At 59.0% G+C, this 16,471-nt stretch carries 22 protein-coding genes; 10 read left to right on the top strand and 12 right to left on the bottom strand.

Annotation, left to right across the window (positions count from 1 at the left end; all coding sequences use genetic code 11):
- Nucleotides 1-167: 167 nt before the first annotated feature.
- The 7 genes from ACWHXD_RS06975 to tsaA all read left to right on the top strand — a co-directional run bounded on the left by ACWHXD_RS06975 (nucleotide 168) and on the right by tsaA (nucleotide 5,417).
- Nucleotides 168-491, top strand: coding sequence for a type II toxin-antitoxin system RelE/ParE family toxin (locus ACWHXD_RS06975; RefSeq protein ID WP_098949382.1), 324 nt, complete (start codon nucleotides 168-170; stop codon nucleotides 489-491).
- Nucleotides 488-823 carry an addiction module antidote protein gene (locus ACWHXD_RS06970; RefSeq protein WP_032893244.1) on the top strand — a complete coding sequence of 112 codons (336 nt, stop codon included), beginning with the start codon at nucleotides 488-490 and terminating at the stop codon, nucleotides 821-823. The genes ACWHXD_RS06975 and ACWHXD_RS06970 overlap by 4 nt, the downstream gene beginning before the upstream one ends.
- 183 nt (nucleotides 824-1,006) lie before the next feature.
- Nucleotides 1,007-2,347: a 30S ribosomal protein S12 methylthiotransferase RimO gene (gene rimO / locus ACWHXD_RS06965; protein ID WP_003231334.1), complete on the top strand. Its 1,341-nt coding sequence runs from the start codon at nucleotides 1,007-1,009 to the stop codon at nucleotides 2,345-2,347.
- Nucleotides 2,348-2,447: 100 nt separating this feature from the next.
- The gene (locus tag ACWHXD_RS06960) at nucleotides 2,448-2,918 is read left to right on the top strand and encodes a GNAT family N-acetyltransferase (protein ID WP_032893246.1); all 471 of its coding nucleotides are present in this window, start codon (nucleotides 2,448-2,450) and stop codon (nucleotides 2,916-2,918) included.
- A gap of 558 nt (nucleotides 2,919-3,476) precedes the next feature.
- Nucleotides 3,477-4,187: an rRNA pseudouridine synthase gene (locus ACWHXD_RS06955; protein ID WP_003189059.1), complete on the top strand. Its 711-nt coding sequence runs from the start codon at nucleotides 3,477-3,479 to the stop codon at nucleotides 4,185-4,187.
- 69 nt (nucleotides 4,188-4,256) lie between these two features.
- On the top strand, nucleotides 4,257-4,718 hold the full coding sequence (locus ACWHXD_RS06950; protein ID WP_005785469.1) for a YehS family protein: 462 nt from the start codon (nucleotides 4,257-4,259) through the stop codon (nucleotides 4,716-4,718).
- A 3-nt stretch (nucleotides 4,719-4,721) separates the two neighbouring features.
- A complete protein-coding gene (gene tsaA / locus ACWHXD_RS06945) occupies nucleotides 4,722-5,417 on the top strand; it encodes a tRNA (N6-threonylcarbamoyladenosine(37)-N6)-methyltransferase TrmO (protein ID WP_044272215.1) in 696 nt (231 codons plus the stop codon).
- A 195-nt stretch (nucleotides 5,418-5,612) separates the two neighbouring features.
- Here the strand turns inward: tsaA and fpr are convergent, their stop codons facing one another.
- The gene (gene fpr, locus ACWHXD_RS06940; protein WP_003189055.1) at nucleotides 5,613-6,392 is read right to left on the bottom strand and encodes a ferredoxin-NADP reductase; all 780 of its coding nucleotides are present in this window, start codon (nucleotides 6,390-6,392) and stop codon (nucleotides 5,613-5,615) included.
- 125 nt (nucleotides 6,393-6,517) lie between these two features.
- Here fpr and ACWHXD_RS06935 point away from each other — a divergent pair, with 125 nt between their 5' ends.
- A complete protein-coding gene (locus tag ACWHXD_RS06935) occupies nucleotides 6,518-7,444 on the top strand; it encodes a LysR family transcriptional regulator (RefSeq protein ID WP_003189054.1) in 927 nt (308 codons plus the stop codon).
- A 3-nt stretch (nucleotides 7,445-7,447) separates the two neighbouring features.
- Here ACWHXD_RS06935 and ACWHXD_RS06930 read toward each other — a convergent pair whose 3' ends face one another.
- From ACWHXD_RS06930 to ACWHXD_RS06920, 3 genes are all read right to left on the bottom strand, one after another.
- Nucleotides 7,448-7,810, bottom strand: coding sequence for a diacylglycerol kinase (locus tag ACWHXD_RS06930; protein ID WP_019817716.1), 363 nt, complete (start codon nucleotides 7,808-7,810; stop codon nucleotides 7,448-7,450).
- Between the two features lie 75 nt (nucleotides 7,811-7,885).
- Nucleotides 7,886-8,536 (bottom strand): response regulator transcription factor ErdR, encoded by a 651-nt coding sequence (gene erdR / locus ACWHXD_RS06925; RefSeq protein ID WP_032893252.1) that lies wholly within the window; start codon nucleotides 8,534-8,536, stop codon nucleotides 7,886-7,888.
- Between the two features lie 251 nt (nucleotides 8,537-8,787).
- Entirely contained in the window at nucleotides 8,788-9,507 is a 720-nt protein-coding gene (locus ACWHXD_RS06920; protein ID WP_138761419.1) for a tRNA-uridine aminocarboxypropyltransferase, read from the bottom strand.
- A gap of 178 nt (nucleotides 9,508-9,685) precedes the next feature.
- On the opposite strand from ACWHXD_RS06920, the gene ACWHXD_RS06915 reads away from it, so the two are divergent.
- Nucleotides 9,686-10,120 carry a PA3611 family quorum-sensing-regulated virulence factor gene (locus ACWHXD_RS06915; protein ID WP_003189047.1) on the top strand — a complete coding sequence of 145 codons (435 nt, stop codon included), beginning with the start codon at nucleotides 9,686-9,688 and terminating at the stop codon, nucleotides 10,118-10,120.
- A 294-nt stretch (nucleotides 10,121-10,414) separates the two neighbouring features.
- Nucleotides 10,415-11,527, top strand: a complete 1,113-nt coding sequence (locus ACWHXD_RS06910) for an LOG family protein (RefSeq protein WP_138761418.1) — start codon at nucleotides 10,415-10,417, stop codon at nucleotides 11,525-11,527.
- Nucleotides 11,528-11,588: 61 nt separating this feature from the next.
- Here the strand turns inward: ACWHXD_RS06910 and recX are convergent, their stop codons facing one another.
- From recX to ACWHXD_RS06870, 8 genes are all read right to left on the bottom strand, one after another.
- Nucleotides 11,589-12,056 carry a recombination regulator RecX gene (gene recX / locus ACWHXD_RS06905; protein ID WP_003189043.1) on the bottom strand — a complete coding sequence of 156 codons (468 nt, stop codon included), beginning with the start codon at nucleotides 12,054-12,056 and terminating at the stop codon, nucleotides 11,589-11,591.
- A gap of 8 nt (nucleotides 12,057-12,064) precedes the next feature.
- The gene (recA, locus tag ACWHXD_RS06900; RefSeq protein ID WP_003189042.1) at nucleotides 12,065-13,123 is read right to left on the bottom strand and encodes a recombinase RecA; all 1,059 of its coding nucleotides are present in this window, start codon (nucleotides 13,121-13,123) and stop codon (nucleotides 12,065-12,067) included.
- Nucleotides 13,124-13,206: 83 nt separating this feature from the next.
- Complete coding sequence (locus tag ACWHXD_RS06895; protein ID WP_020301157.1) at nucleotides 13,207-13,707, bottom strand: CinA family protein; 501 nt, start codon at nucleotides 13,705-13,707, stop codon at nucleotides 13,207-13,209.
- 81 nt (nucleotides 13,708-13,788) lie between these two features.
- On the bottom strand, nucleotides 13,789-14,283 hold the full coding sequence (locus tag ACWHXD_RS06890) for a lysis system i-spanin subunit Rz (protein ID WP_138761417.1): 495 nt from the start codon (nucleotides 14,281-14,283) through the stop codon (nucleotides 13,789-13,791).
- The gene (locus tag ACWHXD_RS06885) at nucleotides 14,271-14,822 is read right to left on the bottom strand and encodes a glycoside hydrolase family 19 protein (protein WP_098949386.1); all 552 of its coding nucleotides are present in this window, start codon (nucleotides 14,820-14,822) and stop codon (nucleotides 14,271-14,273) included. Before ACWHXD_RS06885 ends, ACWHXD_RS06890 begins: the two co-directional genes overlap by 13 nt.
- The gene (locus ACWHXD_RS06880; protein ID WP_078802604.1) at nucleotides 14,819-15,010 is read right to left on the bottom strand and encodes a hypothetical protein; all 192 of its coding nucleotides are present in this window, start codon (nucleotides 15,008-15,010) and stop codon (nucleotides 14,819-14,821) included. Before ACWHXD_RS06880 ends, ACWHXD_RS06885 begins: the two co-directional genes overlap by 4 nt.
- Nucleotides 15,003-15,356: a hypothetical protein gene (locus ACWHXD_RS06875; RefSeq protein ID WP_098949387.1), complete on the bottom strand. Its 354-nt coding sequence runs from the start codon at nucleotides 15,354-15,356 to the stop codon at nucleotides 15,003-15,005. The genes ACWHXD_RS06880 and ACWHXD_RS06875 overlap by 8 nt, the downstream gene beginning before the upstream one ends.
- Entirely contained in the window at nucleotides 15,353-16,447 is a 1,095-nt protein-coding gene (locus tag ACWHXD_RS06870) for a pyocin knob domain-containing protein (protein ID WP_078802602.1), read from the bottom strand. Before ACWHXD_RS06870 ends, ACWHXD_RS06875 begins: the two co-directional genes overlap by 4 nt.
- Nucleotides 16,448-16,471 lie beyond the last annotated feature (24 nt).

The following is a 16,471-nucleotide window of genomic DNA, read 5'->3' as shown; positions in this document are numbered from 1 at the left end:
CATTTACGGCCAACCGTATATTCCTGGCCCGGCTCAGTCGTGCTGCTTGGGTGGTGTGAGCAGGAGCGCCTTGCCGGATTACCTGATCGGTCAATCGTGCATTCGCATGGCGCGCAGTCGATATAAAAACTCAATTATCGAGCTGTCTCTTTTAAGGTACATTCCTCATGTACGAAGTGAAACACGTACTGTCAATCAACGGCGTGGATATCTACCAGGCTTGGCTGGATACAGTGCAGGACACGCGTTCGAAAGCAAGAATCACCACCAGAGTGGATCGGGCGTCCCTTGGTCACTTTGGCATTACCGAGCCAGTGGGTGATGGGGTCTTTGAGATGAAGCTCGATTTCGGCCCGGGGTTTCGCGTGTATTACGCAGTCCAGGATCGAAAAATCATTTTCCTATTGGGCGGTGGTTCGAAGGCCAGACAGCAGAACGATATCGATCAGGCCAAGGCTCTCTGGAAATCTTACAAGGTGCAGCAAAAATGACCATTCGTACCCGCCCGCACGAAGATAGCGTTCTGGAAATGCTTCGCAACGACGAGGCATTTGCCCTCGAATATTTGTCTGTCGCGCTTGAGGAAATAGATGAAGCCGGTGGCGAGGACGCTTTCCTTGTTGCTATCCGTCGAGTGGCGGAAGCCCGTGGTGGGATGCTCAGCTTGTCGCAGAACACCGGACTCAATCGAGCAAACCTCTACAGGTCCATCGGCGTCGGCGGCGATCCTAAGCTCTCTACTTTGCTTAAAGTCCTCCAGGCGTTAGGTGTGGGCATGTCTAAAGTGGTATCGCACCGAACCGAACAAGACATCCAGGCTTAAGCGCGCGCCAGTGTGGCTATGGGGATGACCCGGCGCAGCACTCGTCGTATTTCCCTGCATAAAGCTGGTCAACTGCGTTGCCCACCGATAGAATTGCGCACTTTTTGATCAGAGGCGCACCAAGCGCCCATCCGTTGCCTTGTCGTGCACGACCGGCAGCGTCATTCAATACCGAGGTTAGACATGTCCACCACCATCGCAAAAGCCAACCCCAAGGTTGGCTTTGTTTCCCTGGGTTGCCCGAAGGCGCTTGTCGACTCCGAGCGGATCCTCACGCAATTGCGTATGGAAGGCTACGACGTCGTGTCCACGTACCAGGACGCCGATGTGGTGGTGGTCAACACCTGCGGCTTCATCGACTCGGCCAAGGCCGAATCCCTGGAAGTGATCGGCGAAGCCATCAAGGAAAACGGCAAAGTCATCGTGACCGGCTGCATGGGCGTGGAAGAAGGCAATATCCGCAACGTGCACCCGAGCGTGCTGGCCGTGACCGGCCCGCAGCAGTACGAGCAGGTGGTCAACGCTGTGCACGAGGTGGTGCCGCCACGCCAGGATCACAACCCGCTGATCGACCTGGTGCCGCCTCAAGGCATCAAGCTGACCCCACGCCACTACGCGTACCTGAAGATTTCCGAAGGCTGCAACCACAGCTGCAGCTTCTGCATCATCCCGTCGATGCGCGGCAAACTGGTGAGCCGCCCGGTGGGTGACGTGCTCGACGAGGCCCAGCGCCTGGTCAAGTCTGGCGTCAAGGAGCTGCTGGTGATCTCCCAAGACACCAGCGCCTACGGCGTCGATGTGAAATACCGCACCGGTTTCTGGAACGGCGCGCCGGTGAAAACCCGCATGACCGAACTGTGCGAAGCCCTCAGCAGCCTGGGCGTGTGGGTGCGCCTGCACTATGTTTACCCGTACCCGCACGTGGACGAGCTGATCCCGTTGATGGCCGCCGGCAAGATCCTGCCGTACCTGGACATCCCGTTCCAGCACGCCAGCCCGAAAGTGCTCAAAGCGATGAAACGCCCGGCGTTCGAAGACAAGACCCTGGCACGCATCAAGAACTGGCGCGAGATCTGCCCGGAGCTGATCATCCGCTCCACTTTCATCGTCGGCTTCCCCGGCGAGACCGAAGAAGACTTCCAGTACCTGCTGGACTGGCTGACCGAAGCGCAGCTGGACCGCGTCGGTTGCTTCCAGTACTCGCCGGTGGAAGGTGCTCCGGCCAACCTGCTGGACCTGGCCGTGGTGCCGGACGACGTCAAGCAAGACCGCTGGGAGCGCTTCATGGCGCATCAGCAGGCCATCAGCTCGGCACGCCTGCAACTGCGCATCGGCAAGGAAATCGAAGTGCTCATCGATGAAGTCGACGAGCAAGGCGCGGTGGGCCGCTGCTTCTTTGACGCCCCTGAAATCGACGGTAACGTGTTTATCGACGATGCCAGCGGCCTGAAGCCGGGTGACAAAGTGTGGTGCACCGTGACCGACGCCGACGAGTACGACTTGTGGGCCGAAAAGCGCGACTGATCGCCCGATGATAAAAAAGCCCCGCCTCTGAGAAGATGCGGGGCTTTTTTAGGTCTATCGTATTGCCCATCAACCCCGAATACAGCAAGGGACAGCGGGTATGCGTCAGCATTCGGTGATTCACACACCTAAAACCAGCGACTACGCGCGCCTGGTGCAGATCTGGGAGGACTCGGTACGTGCCACCCACCACTTCCTCCCGGACAGCTATATCGAGTTGCTGAAAAACCTGGTGCTGACCCGCTACCTCGATGCGGTGATGCTGATCTGCACCAAGGACTCGCGCCAACGCATCAACGGGTTCGCCGGCGTGTCGGCGGGCAAGGTGGAGATGCTGTTTATCGACCCGCACTACCGTGGCCAGGGACTGGGCCGGCAATTGCTGGGTTACGCGATCGAACACATGAATGCCGATGAACTGGACGTCAACGAACAGAACCCCCAGGCCTTGGGGTTTTACCTCAAGCAAGGCTTCGAGGTGATCGGGCGCACAGAGCATGATGGGCTTGGGCAGCCTTATCCGTTGTTGCACCTGCGTCTGCGCCAGCAGCAACAGGCGCGTAATGCCTGAAAGCACACCGTACAAACTGTGGGAGCTGGCTTGCCTGCGAAGACGGCCTTACAGTTGGACCGTGTACATATCCATTCCTGCGGTAACGGCCACTTAGGGTTCCGCTCTGACAGCGGCTCACTTTTGAAAAGCGCAAAAGTAAGCAAAACGCTCTTGCCCCACCACTCGGCACCTCGCCTAGGCTCGGTGTGCCCGTAATCCGCCAGTGATTTGGGGGGCCGCCGCCACGCGCCATCCATGGCGCGGGGCGGCTAAACCGGCATCCCTGCCGGTTTACCCCCCAAATCCCTGTCGAATTCCGGCCAGCGTGGTTTAACGGGGCGCCTAAGATCAAGATCAAGGGCGACTCGCTTCGCATCGTGGTTACCGTTTGCTGCAATGGCGGTATACCAGCGCCCGATAGGTAGACTGACCCGCCGCCTTCGCAGGCAAGCCAGCCCACATTTGACCCGTGTCGCGTCAGTTAAATATTGTTAAGGCACATGCGCTGAAATGGAGCCGGGATTAACCGGCGCCAGACAGGTACAATAGTGGCCCCCTTTTGTTACGGCCCTTGTCATGACTGACCCCATACGCCTCTCCAAACGCCTTATCGAACTGGTCGGTTGCTCCCGTCGGGAGGCTGAGCTGTTTATCGAAGGCGGCTGGGTCTCGGTGGACGGCGAAGTGATCGACGAGCCGCAGTTCAAGGTCACTGACGAAAAAGTCGAGCTGGACCCAGAAGCCAAAGCCACCGCGCCAGAGCCGGTGACTATCCTGCTGCACGCCCCCGCAGGCGTGGACGCTGAAACCGCCATGGCCTCGATCAGCGCCGATACCCTCTCTGAAGAACACCGCTTCGGCAAGCGCCCGCTCAAGGGCCACTTCCTGCGCCTGAGCGCCAGCGCCGACCTGCAAGCCAAGGCCAGTGGCCTGCTGGTGTTCACCCAGGACTGGAAGATTCTGCGCAAGTTGACCGCCGATGCCGCCAAGATCGAGCAGGAATACGTGGTGGAAGTCGAAGGCGACATGGTTGCCCACGGCCTCAACCGCCTGAACCACGGCCTGACCTACAAAGGCAAAGAGCTGCCTGCCGTCAAAGCCAGTTGGCAGAACGAGAACCGCCTGCGCTTTGCGATGAAAAACCCGCAACCGGGCGTGATCGCGCTGTTCTGCGAAGCCGTTGGCCTGAAAGTCATCGCCATCCGCCGCATCCGCATCGGCGGCGTGTCCATCGGCAAGGTGCCAGTGGGCCAATGGCGTTACCTGTCCGGCAAAGAGAAGTTTTAAGCCGTTCCCCTTTTCCCGACACCGCCTGATTCCGGCGGTGTCATCCGTTGAATACCAGGATTGCCCACCATGATTCACAACGACGTACTGCGCAGCGTGCGCTACATGCTCGACATCAGCGACAACAAGATGGTCGAGATCATCAAGCTCGGCGGCATGGACGTGACCAAGGAAGACCTGCTGACCTACCTCAAGAAAGACGAGGAAGAAGGCTTTGTGTTCTGCCCGGATGAAGTCATGGCCCACTTCCTCGATGGCCTGGTGATCTTCAAGCGCGGCAAGGACGAAAGCCGCCCGCCGCAGCCGATCGAAACCCCGGTGACCAACAACATCATCCTGAAAAAGCTGCGTGTGGCCTTCGAACTGAAGGAAGACGACATGCATGCCATCCTCAAGGCGGCGGAGTTCCCGGTGTCCAAGCCAGAGCTGAGCGCGCTGTTCCGCAAGTTCGGCCACACCAACTACCGCACCTGTGGCGACCAGTTGCTGCGCAACTTCCTCAAGGGCTTGACCCTGCGGGTTCGTGCTTAAGCCATGAGCTATCAAGTCTCACCGGTCGGCTTCGTGCGTTCCTGCTTCAAGGAGAAGTTCGCCATCCCGCGCCAACCGCAACTGGCACCGGCTGCCCGCGGCGTGCTGGAGTTGGTGGCGCCGTTCGACCAGGGTGAGGCGGTGCAGGGGCTGGAGCAGGTCAGCCATGTGTGGCTGCTGTTCCTGTTCCACCAAGCCCTGGAAGACAAGCCGCGCCTGAAAGTGCGCCCGCCACGCCTGGGGGGCAATACCTCCATGGGTGTGTTTGCTACCCGTGCGACCCATCGTCCCAATGGCATCGGCCAGTCGGTGGTGAAGCTGGACAAGGTGGAGCCGGGGCGGCTGTGGATTTCCGGCATAGATTTGCTCGATGGCACGCCGGTGCTGGATATCAAGCCGTATGTGCCGTATGCCGATAGCGTTGATGCGGCCACCAACCACATCGCCAGCGATGCGCCCGCGCTGATCGGCGTGCAATGGCTCAAGGCAGCGCTGCAACAGGCGCAAGGCCATGCCCAGCGCCTTGGTGAACCGTTGGTAGAGTTGATTGATCAGTGCCTGGCGCAAGATCCGCGACCGGCCTACCAAACGCCCGGCCCTGAGCGTGAATACGGTGTGCGGTTCTGGGACGTGGATGTGCGCTGGCACTACCCGGAGCCGGGGATGATTTGTGTGCTGGAAGTGGTTCCGGCGCAGTAAATCGCAGAAACGCAAAAGCCCGCGCTGCCTTCACAGGCAACGCGGGCTTTTCTTTGCAACACATTCAACTGTAGGAGCGAGCTTGCTCGCGAAAAACGAGCAGGCACCGCGTTCAGTCAAGATGCCAGCGTTATCGTTGACGGTCTTCGCGAGCAAGAACTAGGCGTCCCCCTCGCTCCTACAAGTGACCCGAAGTCACTTTTCGACGAACGCGCGCTCGATCAGGTAGTCACCCGGCTCACGCATCCGTGGCGAAACCTTGAGGCCGAAGCTGTTCAACACTTCGCTGGTCTCATCCAACATGCTTGGGCTGCCGCACAGCATGGCGCGGTCGTCCTCGGGGTTGATCGGTGGCAGGCCGATGTCGCTGAACAGCTTGCCACTGCGCATCAGGTCGGTCAGGCGGCCTTCGTTTTCGAACGGCTCGCGGGTTACGGTCGGGTAGTAGATCAACTTGTCACGCAGGGCCTCGCCGAAGAACTCGTTCTGCGGCAGGTGCTCGGTGATGAATTCGCGGTAGGCGACTTCGTTGACGTAGCGCACGCCGTGGCACAGGATGACTTTTTCGAAACGCTCGTAGGTCTCCGGGTCCTGGATCACGCTCATGAATGGGGCGAGGCCAGTACCGGTGCTGAGCAGATACAGATGCTTGCCCGGCTTCAAATCGTCAAGCACCAGGGTGCCTGTCGGTTTTTTGCTGATGATGATCTCGTCGCCTTCCTTCAGATGCTGCAACTGGGAAGTCAGCGGGCCATCGGGCACCTTGATGCTGAAGAACTCCAGATGCTCTTCCCAGTTCGGGCTGGCAATGGAGTAAGCGCGCATGAGCGGGCGGCCGTTGGGCTGTTGCAGGCCGATCATCACGAACTGACCGTTCTCGAAGCGCAGGCCCGGATCGCGGGTGCACTTGAAGCTGAACAGAGTGTCGTTCCAGTGATGAACACTGAGGACACGCTCGTGGTTCATGTTGCTCATGTACGGGGGACTCCTGGAAATGGGTCTGCGCCAAAGGTAAGGATGCGCAATTGCACAGCATTCTAATGGCGGCGACAATATCTGTTAACTGGATTATTAAGATAAGGGTTATCGGTTATATCGATATGCGATTTACTCTCCGTCAACTGCAAGTTTTCGTCGCCGTCGCCCAGCAGGAAAGCGTCTCGCGCGCTGCTGGCCTTCTGGCCTTATCTCAATCCGCCGCCAGCACCTCAATTACCGAGCTGGAGCGTCAATCCAGCTGTCAATTGTTCGACCGCGCCGGTAAACGCCTGAGCCTCAACGCCCTCGGTCACCAGCTATTGCCCCAGGCTGTGGCATTGCTGGACCAGGCCAAGGAAATCGAAGACCTGCTCAACGGCAAGTCTGGCTTCGGCTCGCTGGCGGTCGGGGCGACGCTGACCATCGGCAATTACCTGGCGACGCTGTTGATTGGCAGCTTTATGCAGCAACACCCCGAGAGCCAGGTAAAGCTGCATGTGCAGAACACTGCGCATATCGTGCACCAGGTGGCGCACTACGAAATTGACCTGGGTCTAATTGAAGGCGACTGCAGCCATCCGGATATCGAGGTGCAAACCTGGGTAGAAGATGAGCTGGTGGTGTTCTGCGCCCCTCAGCATCATTTGGCCAAGCGCGGCGTGGCCACCATGGACGAATTGACCCACGAAGCGTGGATCCTGCGGGAACAAGGCTCGGGCACGCGCCTGACCTTCGACCAGGCCATGCGTCATCACCGCAGCGCACTGAATATCCGCCTGGAGCTGGAGCACACCGAGGCGATCAAACGGGCAGTAGAGTCGGGCTTGGGGATTGGCTGCATTTCGCGGCTGGCGCTGCGCGATGCGTTCCGCCGTGGCAGCCTGGTGCCGGTGGAAACCCCGGACCTGGACCTGGCCCGGCAGTTCTACTTCATCTGGCACAAGCAGAAGTACCAGACCTCGGCGATGCGCGAGTTTCTCGAACTGTGCCGCGCTTTCACCGCAGGGGTGCAGCGCAGCGACGAGATCGTGCTGCCGAGTATCGCGTGATCCTCAGATCAGGATGACGGCCCATACCAGGGTGATCATGGTCAGCGCCACGAATTGCGCGGCGCTGCCCATGTCCTTGGCATTCTTGGACAGCGGGTGACGGTCCAGGGAAATACGGTCAATGGCCGCTTCTACCGCTGAGTTGAGCAATTCGACGATCAGCGCCAACAGGCACACTGCAATCAGCAACGCCCGTTCAACCCGACTGACCTGCAGGAAAAAGCTCACGGGGATCAGGATGACGTTCAGCAACACCAACTGGCGGAATGCCGCCTCGCCAGTGAAAGCTGCACGCAGGCCATCCAGGGAATAGCCCCCTGCGTTGAAGATACGTTTGATACCGGTTTGACCCTTGAAAGGCGACATAGATGTAGGCAACTGAACCAAAGAAGTGGGGAAGCTAGATCACGCAAAGTCAAAAAAGCGTGAAGCGGCTGTAACTTAATGTTGCGAAATAGACTCAAGTTGCTGCAACAGCAACGCCGCCTGGGTGCGCGTACGCACGCCTAACTTGCGGAAAATCGCCGTAACGTGGGCCTTGATGGTCGCTTCGGACACACTCAACTCGTAGGCAATCTGCTTGTTCAACAACCCTTCGCAGACCATGGTCAATACCCGGAACTGCTGGGGCGTCAAGCTGGCCAGGCCATCGCGGGCGGCCTTGGCTTCATCGGACACATTGATTTCTTCAAACGCCTGGGGTGGCCAGGACACATCGCCGTCCAACACCGTACGCACAGCTTTCTGGATATCTTCCATCGCGCTGGACTTGGGAATGAAACCGCTGGCGCCAAACTCCTTGGAGCGCACCACCACATCGGCTTCTTCCTGGGCCGAGACCATCACCACCGGTATTTGCGGGTATTGCCCACGCAGCAGCACCAACCCGGAGAAACCGTAGGCGCCCGGCATGTTCAGGTCAAGCAACACCAGGTCCCAGTCGGATTTTTCGGTAAGGCGGGTTTCCAGTTCGGCAATGCTGGCCACTTCGACCAGACGTACATCGGGGCCAAGGCCCAAGGTTACGGCCTGATGCAGTGCGCTGCGAAACAGCGGGTGGTCATCGGCAATCAGGATTTCGTATGTGGCCATTGGTTAAATGATCCTGTTTTTTATGGGAGCCCTGATGGGTTCAGGGTTCACCAATACACGAGGCGACGGCCAGGCAGCGATCGCCACAGGGCCCGTTCAACGTCAAAAACACATGAAACGACGTCGATAATTCACGGTTGCACCCAATCGGCGCACAGCATGCCCAGCGTAGCCTGGAGGGTCAAGCACTACGCCCGTGGGGATTTTAGCGGGTTGCGGGCTTACAGTGCCATCATGCAAACGTCGTCTGGTTATCCCGCCGGGATGTAGGGTGCAAGGCGCGTATGCACGGTATCCGCTGCATCCAGTGGCATTTGAAACTTGGCAGCCAGGTAATGGGTGCTGAACACATCAAGGTAGGCATCCAGCACTTCGCTGGCGGCGAGGTCATCGGCCAGCTCCAGGCACAGCGCCGCCACCTCGGCGGTGCAGAAATGATCATCACGCTTGGAGCGCCGTAGCTTGTAACGCGACAGCTGCTCGGGCGCCAGGCTCAGCACGGGTAAATGTTCCAGGTAGGGGCTTTTGCGAAACATCTTGCGCGCTTCGCTCCAGGTACCGTCCAGCAGAATGAACAGCGGGCGCCTGCCCTCCTCCACGCACACTTCACTGACCACCCGTTGCGGCGCCACGAATTCACCGGGAAATACGATATACGGTTGCCACTGCGGGTCGGCCAGCAACCTGAGTAGCTCAGGGTCGACTTCGGTGCGCGACCAGGCGAACGCGGTGGTGTCGCGTATGACATCGGCGATCAGCCAACCCGTGTTGCTGGGTTTCATCGGTTCAACGTCATGCATCAACAGGCACATGGCGGACTTGGCTTCTACCTGCGGCCGCCAGGCACACAGGCAATACTCAGGAATGACCCGACAGCCGGGACAGCGCTCAGCACGCGAACCCCGATTGAGAAACGGCCTGACGGCACGCGCCAGACGCTGGGTACGCAAACGGGAGACGGCGTGGCTCATCGGGCACGCGGCGAAGAAAAGGAAATCAACACGGAACAAACTCGTGAAAAACAGAAGTCCCGCAGTTTACCAGCGATACGCCTGGCTGTAGTGGCAAGGGCTCACCTATAATTGCGCGCCACTGAACGCACAGCCCAGTGGCTGGTCTATGCACCAGTAACCGAATCAGGAGAGTTTCATGCTGCGTTCCATGCTGCGCCTTGTTGCCCCATCCGTCGCCCTTGCGCTGGTCTTGCCTATGGGCGCCCATGCGGCCTCGCTGCTGGAGGCTCAAATGAACAAGAAGCTGCAAAGCGTCGCGGCTGAAAGCAACAAAGACCTGCCCCGGGAAATCGATGAAAAAACCCTGGAAGTCGCCTACACCGTTGAAGGCATGCAGCTGATCGATCACCTCAGCGTGCTGCCCGACCGTGCCGAACAGATGCGCGCCAACCCCAAGGCTGTGTATTTCCAGCTGGGGCGCAGCGTGTGCACCAACCCAGGCTATCGCGAGCTGATGGCCAAGGGCGCAGTGATGCGCTATGAAATCACCGAGAACAAGACCAATCGCCCGGTGGCTTCGGTCAAGTTCGCAGAGTCCGATTGCCCGGCGCCAGCGAAGAAGAAAAAGTAACCTCTGCTTGACCCTCCCGCGCTGCTTCCCAGCGGCGCGCACGCTTGCTCTGCGTTTGCCACCAACGACTAAACTGCGTAATGAGCCACCAATAAGCGGTTGCCAGCCAAGGGTTTTTCGGCCCATGATCAATTCATCCCAGATGCCCGCCCACCACAGCTTCTAATGCTGTTCTGTCATATTTTCAGGGCAAAAAAGGCCTGCCCTCCTGCGGCATGCCGCGACACAAGCAGTGTCGTGGCCCAGGCGACGTTTTCGTCGACGACCCAGGCCCTGTAAAGAAGGAGAAATTGAATGCCTTATGAATCAGATGACTTGCTGCTTCGTCATTTTGAAAAAAACGGGACCGACCTCACTCAGCAGGTCGACGCACAAATTCAGTTGATCGCCCCCAACAGTCCGAATATTCCTCTTTATCGAGACATGATCCTCACCGTCCTGCGCATGGCACAGGACGACCGTGACCGCTGGAACGCCAAGATTACCCTGCGCGCCATTCGCGAATTGGACCATGCCTTTCGCGTCCTCGAACAGTTCAAGGGCCGGCGCAAAGTCACAGTATTCGGCTCGGCGCGTACGCCAGTGGAAAGCCCCCTGTATGCGCTGGCCCGAGAGGTGGGTGCGGCGTTGGCACGTTCCGACCTGATGGTCATCACCGGTGGCGGTGGCGGCATCATGGCCGCAGCCCACGAAGGCGCGGGCCTGGAGCACAGCCTTGGGTTCAATATCACCCTGCCCTTTGAACAGCACGCCAACCCGACCATTGATGGCACCGACAACCTGCTGTCATTCCACTTCTTCTTTACCCGCAAGCTGTTCTTCGTCAAGGAAGCCGACGCGCTGGTGTTGTGCCCTGGCGGTTTCGGCACCCTCGACGAGGCATTGGAAGTGCTGACCCTGATCCAGACCGGCAAGAGCCCGCTGGTGCCGGTAGTGCTACTGGATGCGCCGGGCGGTGGGTTCTGGCAAGGCGCCCTGGACTTCATCCGCAACCAGTTGGAAGCCAATCGCTATATCCTGCCCACCGACCTCAAACTGGTCCGTCTGGTCTACAGCGCTGAAGAGGCGGTAGACGAAATCAACCAGTTCTACGCCAACTTCCACTCCACCCGTTGGTTGAAACGTGAGTTTGTGGTGCGCATGAATCATCCCCTGAGTGAGCGCGCCCTGGCCCATATGCAGCAAGCGTTTGCCAGCCTGCGGCTCAGTGGCGAATTCCAGCAACTCGCCTATACAGGCGAAGACCATGACGAACCGCGGTTCAGCCATTTGACGCGCCTGGTATTCAATTTCAACGGTCGCGATCAGGGGCGGCTGCGGGAGTTGGTGGATTACATCAACCTGCCGGAGAACTGGGCGCACGCTCAGGGCAAGGCCCAGCAACGGATGACGCCAGAGACGGCGTGACTTTTTACAGGCGAAAAAAAAGGCCCACTATTTTCATAGTGGGCCTTTTGTTTTTTGGCGTTCAGTCGTCCATATCCCGACCGCTTAACAAGCGGCTGATCATGTCCATCGAAAACCCGCGATAACTCAAGAAGCGACCTTGCTTCGCACGCTCCCTGGCATCAATTGGAAGGTGGCCCGCAAACTTTCGACGCCAGGTTTCCTCCAATTGCGACTGCCAACTGATACCGCACTCACGTAGCGCGAGGTCGATATCGGCACGTTGCAGGCCACGTTGGCTCAACTCTTCGCGAATCCGCGCAGGGCCATAACCGGAGCGTGCGCGGTAAGACACAAAACTTTCAAGGTAACGGGCTTCCGACAACAGCCCTTCTTCCGTCAACCGGTCGAGGGCTGTTTCGATCATCTCAGGCTCTGCACCGCGCTGACGCAACTTGCGCGTCAGCTCGACTCGACCATGCTCGCGGCGAGCGAGCAGGTCCATTGCCGTGCGCCGAACGGCGACGAGCGTATCCAGTACAACAGTCATCGTTTGCTTCAGATATCAGTGTCGGCTTCTTCCACTTCTTCAACCGGCTCACGGTTGGCAGCCGCTTTTACATCTGGCGCGGCAGTCAGCAGCTTGTCGCGGATCTGCTTCTCAAGCGTGGCAGCGATATCCGGGTTATCCGCCAGGAACTTGGCCGAGTTGGCCTTACCCTGACCGATCTTGCTGCCGTTGTAGGCATACCAGGCACCGGACTTCTCGACGAAACCGTGCAGCACGCCCAGGTCGATCATCTCGCCGTTCAGGTAAATACCCTTACCGTAGAGAATCTGGAACTCGGCCTGACGGAATGGCGGCGCCACTTTGTTCTTCACAACCTTGACGCGGGTTTCGCTACCCACAACCTCGTCGCCTTCCTTCACCGCGCCGGTACGGCGGATATCCAGACGGACCGAAGCGTAGAACTTCAGCGCGTTACCACCGGTGGTGGTTTCCGGGCTACCGAACATCACGCCGATCTTCATACGGATCTGGTTGATGAAGATCACCAGGCAGTTGGCGTTCTTGATGTTACCGGTGATTTTACGCAGCGCCTGGGACATCAGGCGGGCTTGCAGGCCCACGTGCATGTCGCCCATTTCGCCTTCGATTTCAGCCTTGGGCACCAGAGCAGCCACGGAGTCGACCACGATCACGTCGATGGCGTTGGAGCGCACCAGCATGTCGGTGATTTCCAAGGCTTGCTCGCCGGTGTCCGGCTGGGAAACCAGCAGGTCATCAACGTTGACGCCCAGCTTGCCGGCGTACTCAGGATCCAGCGCGTGCTCGGCGTCGACGAACGCGCAGGTGGCGCCCATCTTTTGCGCCTGGGCAATCACCGACAGAGTCAGGGTGGTTTTACCGGAAGATTCAGGACCGTAGATTTCAACGATACGGCCTTTTGGCAGGCCGCCAATGCCGAGTGCGATGTCCAGACCCAGAGAGCCAGTGGAAATAGCCGGGATCGCCTGACGGTCGTGATCGCCCATACGCATTACGGCACCCTTGCCGAATTGACGTTCGATCTGACCCAGGGCCGCAGCCAAGGCTTTCTTCTTGTTGTCGTCCATTAAAGTCCTCACGTAATCAATAAGGCCTGACGGCCAACACCTGTATAAGTAGACAGTATTGTTCCACAAAGATCGGTGATCGCCTACCCCTGATTGTCTATTTCTGCTGCAGCTCGTCGCAACAAGCCCTCCAGCGCGGCTTTTACCGTTTGTCGGCGGACCTCGTCGCGGTTGCCGGGGAAGTGCGCAAGCTCGGCCGTGACTTCGTCGCCCACGGCAAAGGCCAGCCAAACGGTGCCCACCGGCTTGTCCGGCGAGCCGCCATCGGGGCCGGCCACACCGCTGACCGCCACGGCAAATCGGGCCAGGCTTTTTTCCTGCGCGCCCCGGGCCATCGCTTCCACCACTTCCTGGCTGACGGCCCCGACTTTGGCGAACAGTTTTTCCGGCACATTCAGTTGCCGGGTCTTCTGTCGGTTGGAATAAGTGACATAGCCCGCCTCGAACCAGGCCGAACTGCCCGGGATCCGCGTGATGGCTTCGGCAATACCGCCGCCGGTACAGGACTCGGCAGTGGTGACGTGGGCGCTGAGCACCTGCAAACGGCGCCCCAGTTCGGCAGCCAGTTGAGTGATTTCCTTCACGGTCGTCTCCAGGAATGGGCGGGGGTTTGCCTACCCTACAGGAGCCCATCGACCATGCAAGACACAGAGTGCATCAAGAGACTAATGCGCGACGGCCTGCAAGTAGGCCTGGCAAGCACGCAAGGCGATCAGGGCGTTGTCGCCGTCGTCGGTGATGCGGATAATTCGCTGAGCATGCGCCGGGTCAAGTCGGGCTCGCGAGGTTGCATGAACCACGCCGCCGGGGCTGGGGGCGGCAGGCACTGTGCAGCCACTGGCGACGGTGTCGAGAAGGACTGACAACCGCACATCAGCAGTGGCCAGGCGGTCACGCAGAGCAGCTTGGTTGCCTTGGGCATCGTTCAATTCCTGAATATGTTGGTGGTCACTAGTAGAGAGCTGTTGTTCAAGGGCCTGGCGTTTGGTCTGTTCGGCCTGTTGCTGGTGGAGGATTGCCTGGTTTTGCTGGCTGAGCGCCTGTGCATGTCGGACTGATTGCAGCTCCAACTGCGCCCCGTATCGCCATGCCTGCACCTGCCACACAAGCGCCATAAGCAGACACACACCGATCAAGCCAAACGCGCCTAGGAAACGCATAGCACCGCCTTCGCCCGCGCCCACAACTGCAAACGGTCGTCCAGGCCATTGAGGCCGCCATTGATGCGCCGGGTGATGGTGGTGAACTGGCCTTTGTCGGCGAGCTCGTTGAGACCGTTGCTTTGCCAGAACCAGGCGGCGGATTCGCAGGCCCATTGCGGTTGTTCCAGCAGTTGCGGCTGGAGCAGCAGGCGATCATCGCCGAAAAGTGCCTGGCTGCACGCAAGGTAATTACGGCGGCCGGTTATCTGGATCAGCCCTCTGCCACGATACTTTTGTCCATCTGCGTCCGCTTCGGGAGTGTTACCCAGGCGCGCCGCCAAGACGCCGGTGTCGTATTTGCTCAGGTATTGATCACTGCCCAGTTCGCGCACGTAGTGCAGTTCACCGGACTCGTGACCGATTTGAGCGAGGAAGGCAGCGGCGCGTTGGGGAGTGTTGATTTGCCGATTCCGCATTGCCAAGTTGAGTGAGGATATGAAAACGCCCGCTAGAGAGCGGGCGCGTGGGAAGACTTGCTGAAGTTGCGTGAGCGTCATGGGATGACCTTGCCACGGGCCACCGCCCTGGCTGCCAGAATCGCTTCGGGTATGGGCGTATTCTCTTCAAGGAACCGCAAGCTGTACCAGTCGGTAGACGCCAGATAAGCAAGGGCCTCACGCGAATCAGCTTGTGCCTGGAGGTCTTGGGGTGTCTGGTTTTTTTCAAGCTTCGACAAATCAAACATCGCTCAAGTCCTCCGCAGGTTTGGCTGAGTGGTTGGGCAGATCAATCGGCTCGACCGGAAAGGGAACCGGCCCGGCCGATACCTGGAGCCTGCCGTTCTGCCACATGTAAGCTGGCGCATCCGCATTGACGGCCAGTCTCAAGGTCAACTCGATCTCGCCGTTACGACGGCTGACGGGCCCTGCGAACAACTCATGTCCGATGGCGGACATGGGTAGGGTCATCCCTTCAGGGATCAGCGAAAGGTCAATCCTTTGGTCATTCAGGATCAATGTTTCACCCTCGACAAAGGCTGTCGTGGGAGTCGCGGCGCCAAGAGGCCGAAAAGGAACGTGGTGAATGATCATGCGTGCCATCTCCCGATTGCCGTCACTGTCACGATATTGTTCAGCGTCCGGTCGGACATAAAGAAGTAGGAACCGACGTTGCCGTAGCACCTGGCAGACATGTCCCAGTCAACCGACGGGTAAATGTTGGGGAACACCGCCACAGGGGTGTCCGCAAAAGCCGCCAGCCACGCGACGTTACGCGTGACACCAGCGGTGTAGCCGGTAAACCGCTGCTGGCAAATTTGCAAGCCACCGGCAAAGCGGAAATACCAGTTATCAAGCGAACCACCGCGCTCGATGAGCCCCGAATTAATCGGCAAGGCGCCCGAAGGGCCAGCATTGAGCACCCCGGATATCGCGTTGCCGTTATGAAGAATGCTTCGCCAGTTGGGCGCAGCTGCACCTGGGTTAACGCTGAACTGGCGGAAGTGAATACCATCCCCCGATACAGCCATCGACAATTGCGCTCGCCATTGTGGGTCATGTCCCCAAGCCTGAGACAGTACGCTGATTGCCCCGAAGCCTGGCACGCCATCCGGGTGGCCGTAATAGCTGTACAGACCCGTGTTGGCTTTATTCGGAGACGCGGATTGTGCAGATGACAACCCCATCAGTTCCCCCGCAGCGGCACCTTGCCCTATACCGATCGCAAACAACGATGAATTGATATCGGCACGCCATGGAGACCAGGCACCATCACCCCGTCGCCCCCGCATATACACGGACTCATCAAGCATGGCCTTCGCCGTTTGCCAGACGTAGCCGCCTGAATTGGCAATTTGCAGGATCTGCACGTAAGGATTGGGCAGGTTCAGCCCTCCATTACCGAACTGAAACAACCCACTGACACGCGGCAACTCATTGGCGTCGTCGGTCGGCTGTTTCGAAATGGGCTCGGCGCCCCAGCCCGCATGCCCCATCATTGACACCCGGCCAGGGGTGAAGTCATCGCTGCCGGTCACTACGTTTTGAGTGGCTGCTGTGCCCAACTGAGCCTGGCGAGCGAACAACTCCTGGGTCATTGCGTTGATCTTGATACTGGCGCTGCGCGGTGTGTCGCCGCCGACGCCAGTGGGTGCCGCACCAATATTGATTTCCTGTCGTGCCATGGGGACTCTCCATAGTCTGGGCAA

The organism is Pseudomonas fjordensis (assembly GCF_976987115.1).
The sequence above is the reverse complement of the archived record's forward strand: the minus strand, read 5'-3'. Positions and strand labels throughout refer to the sequence as shown.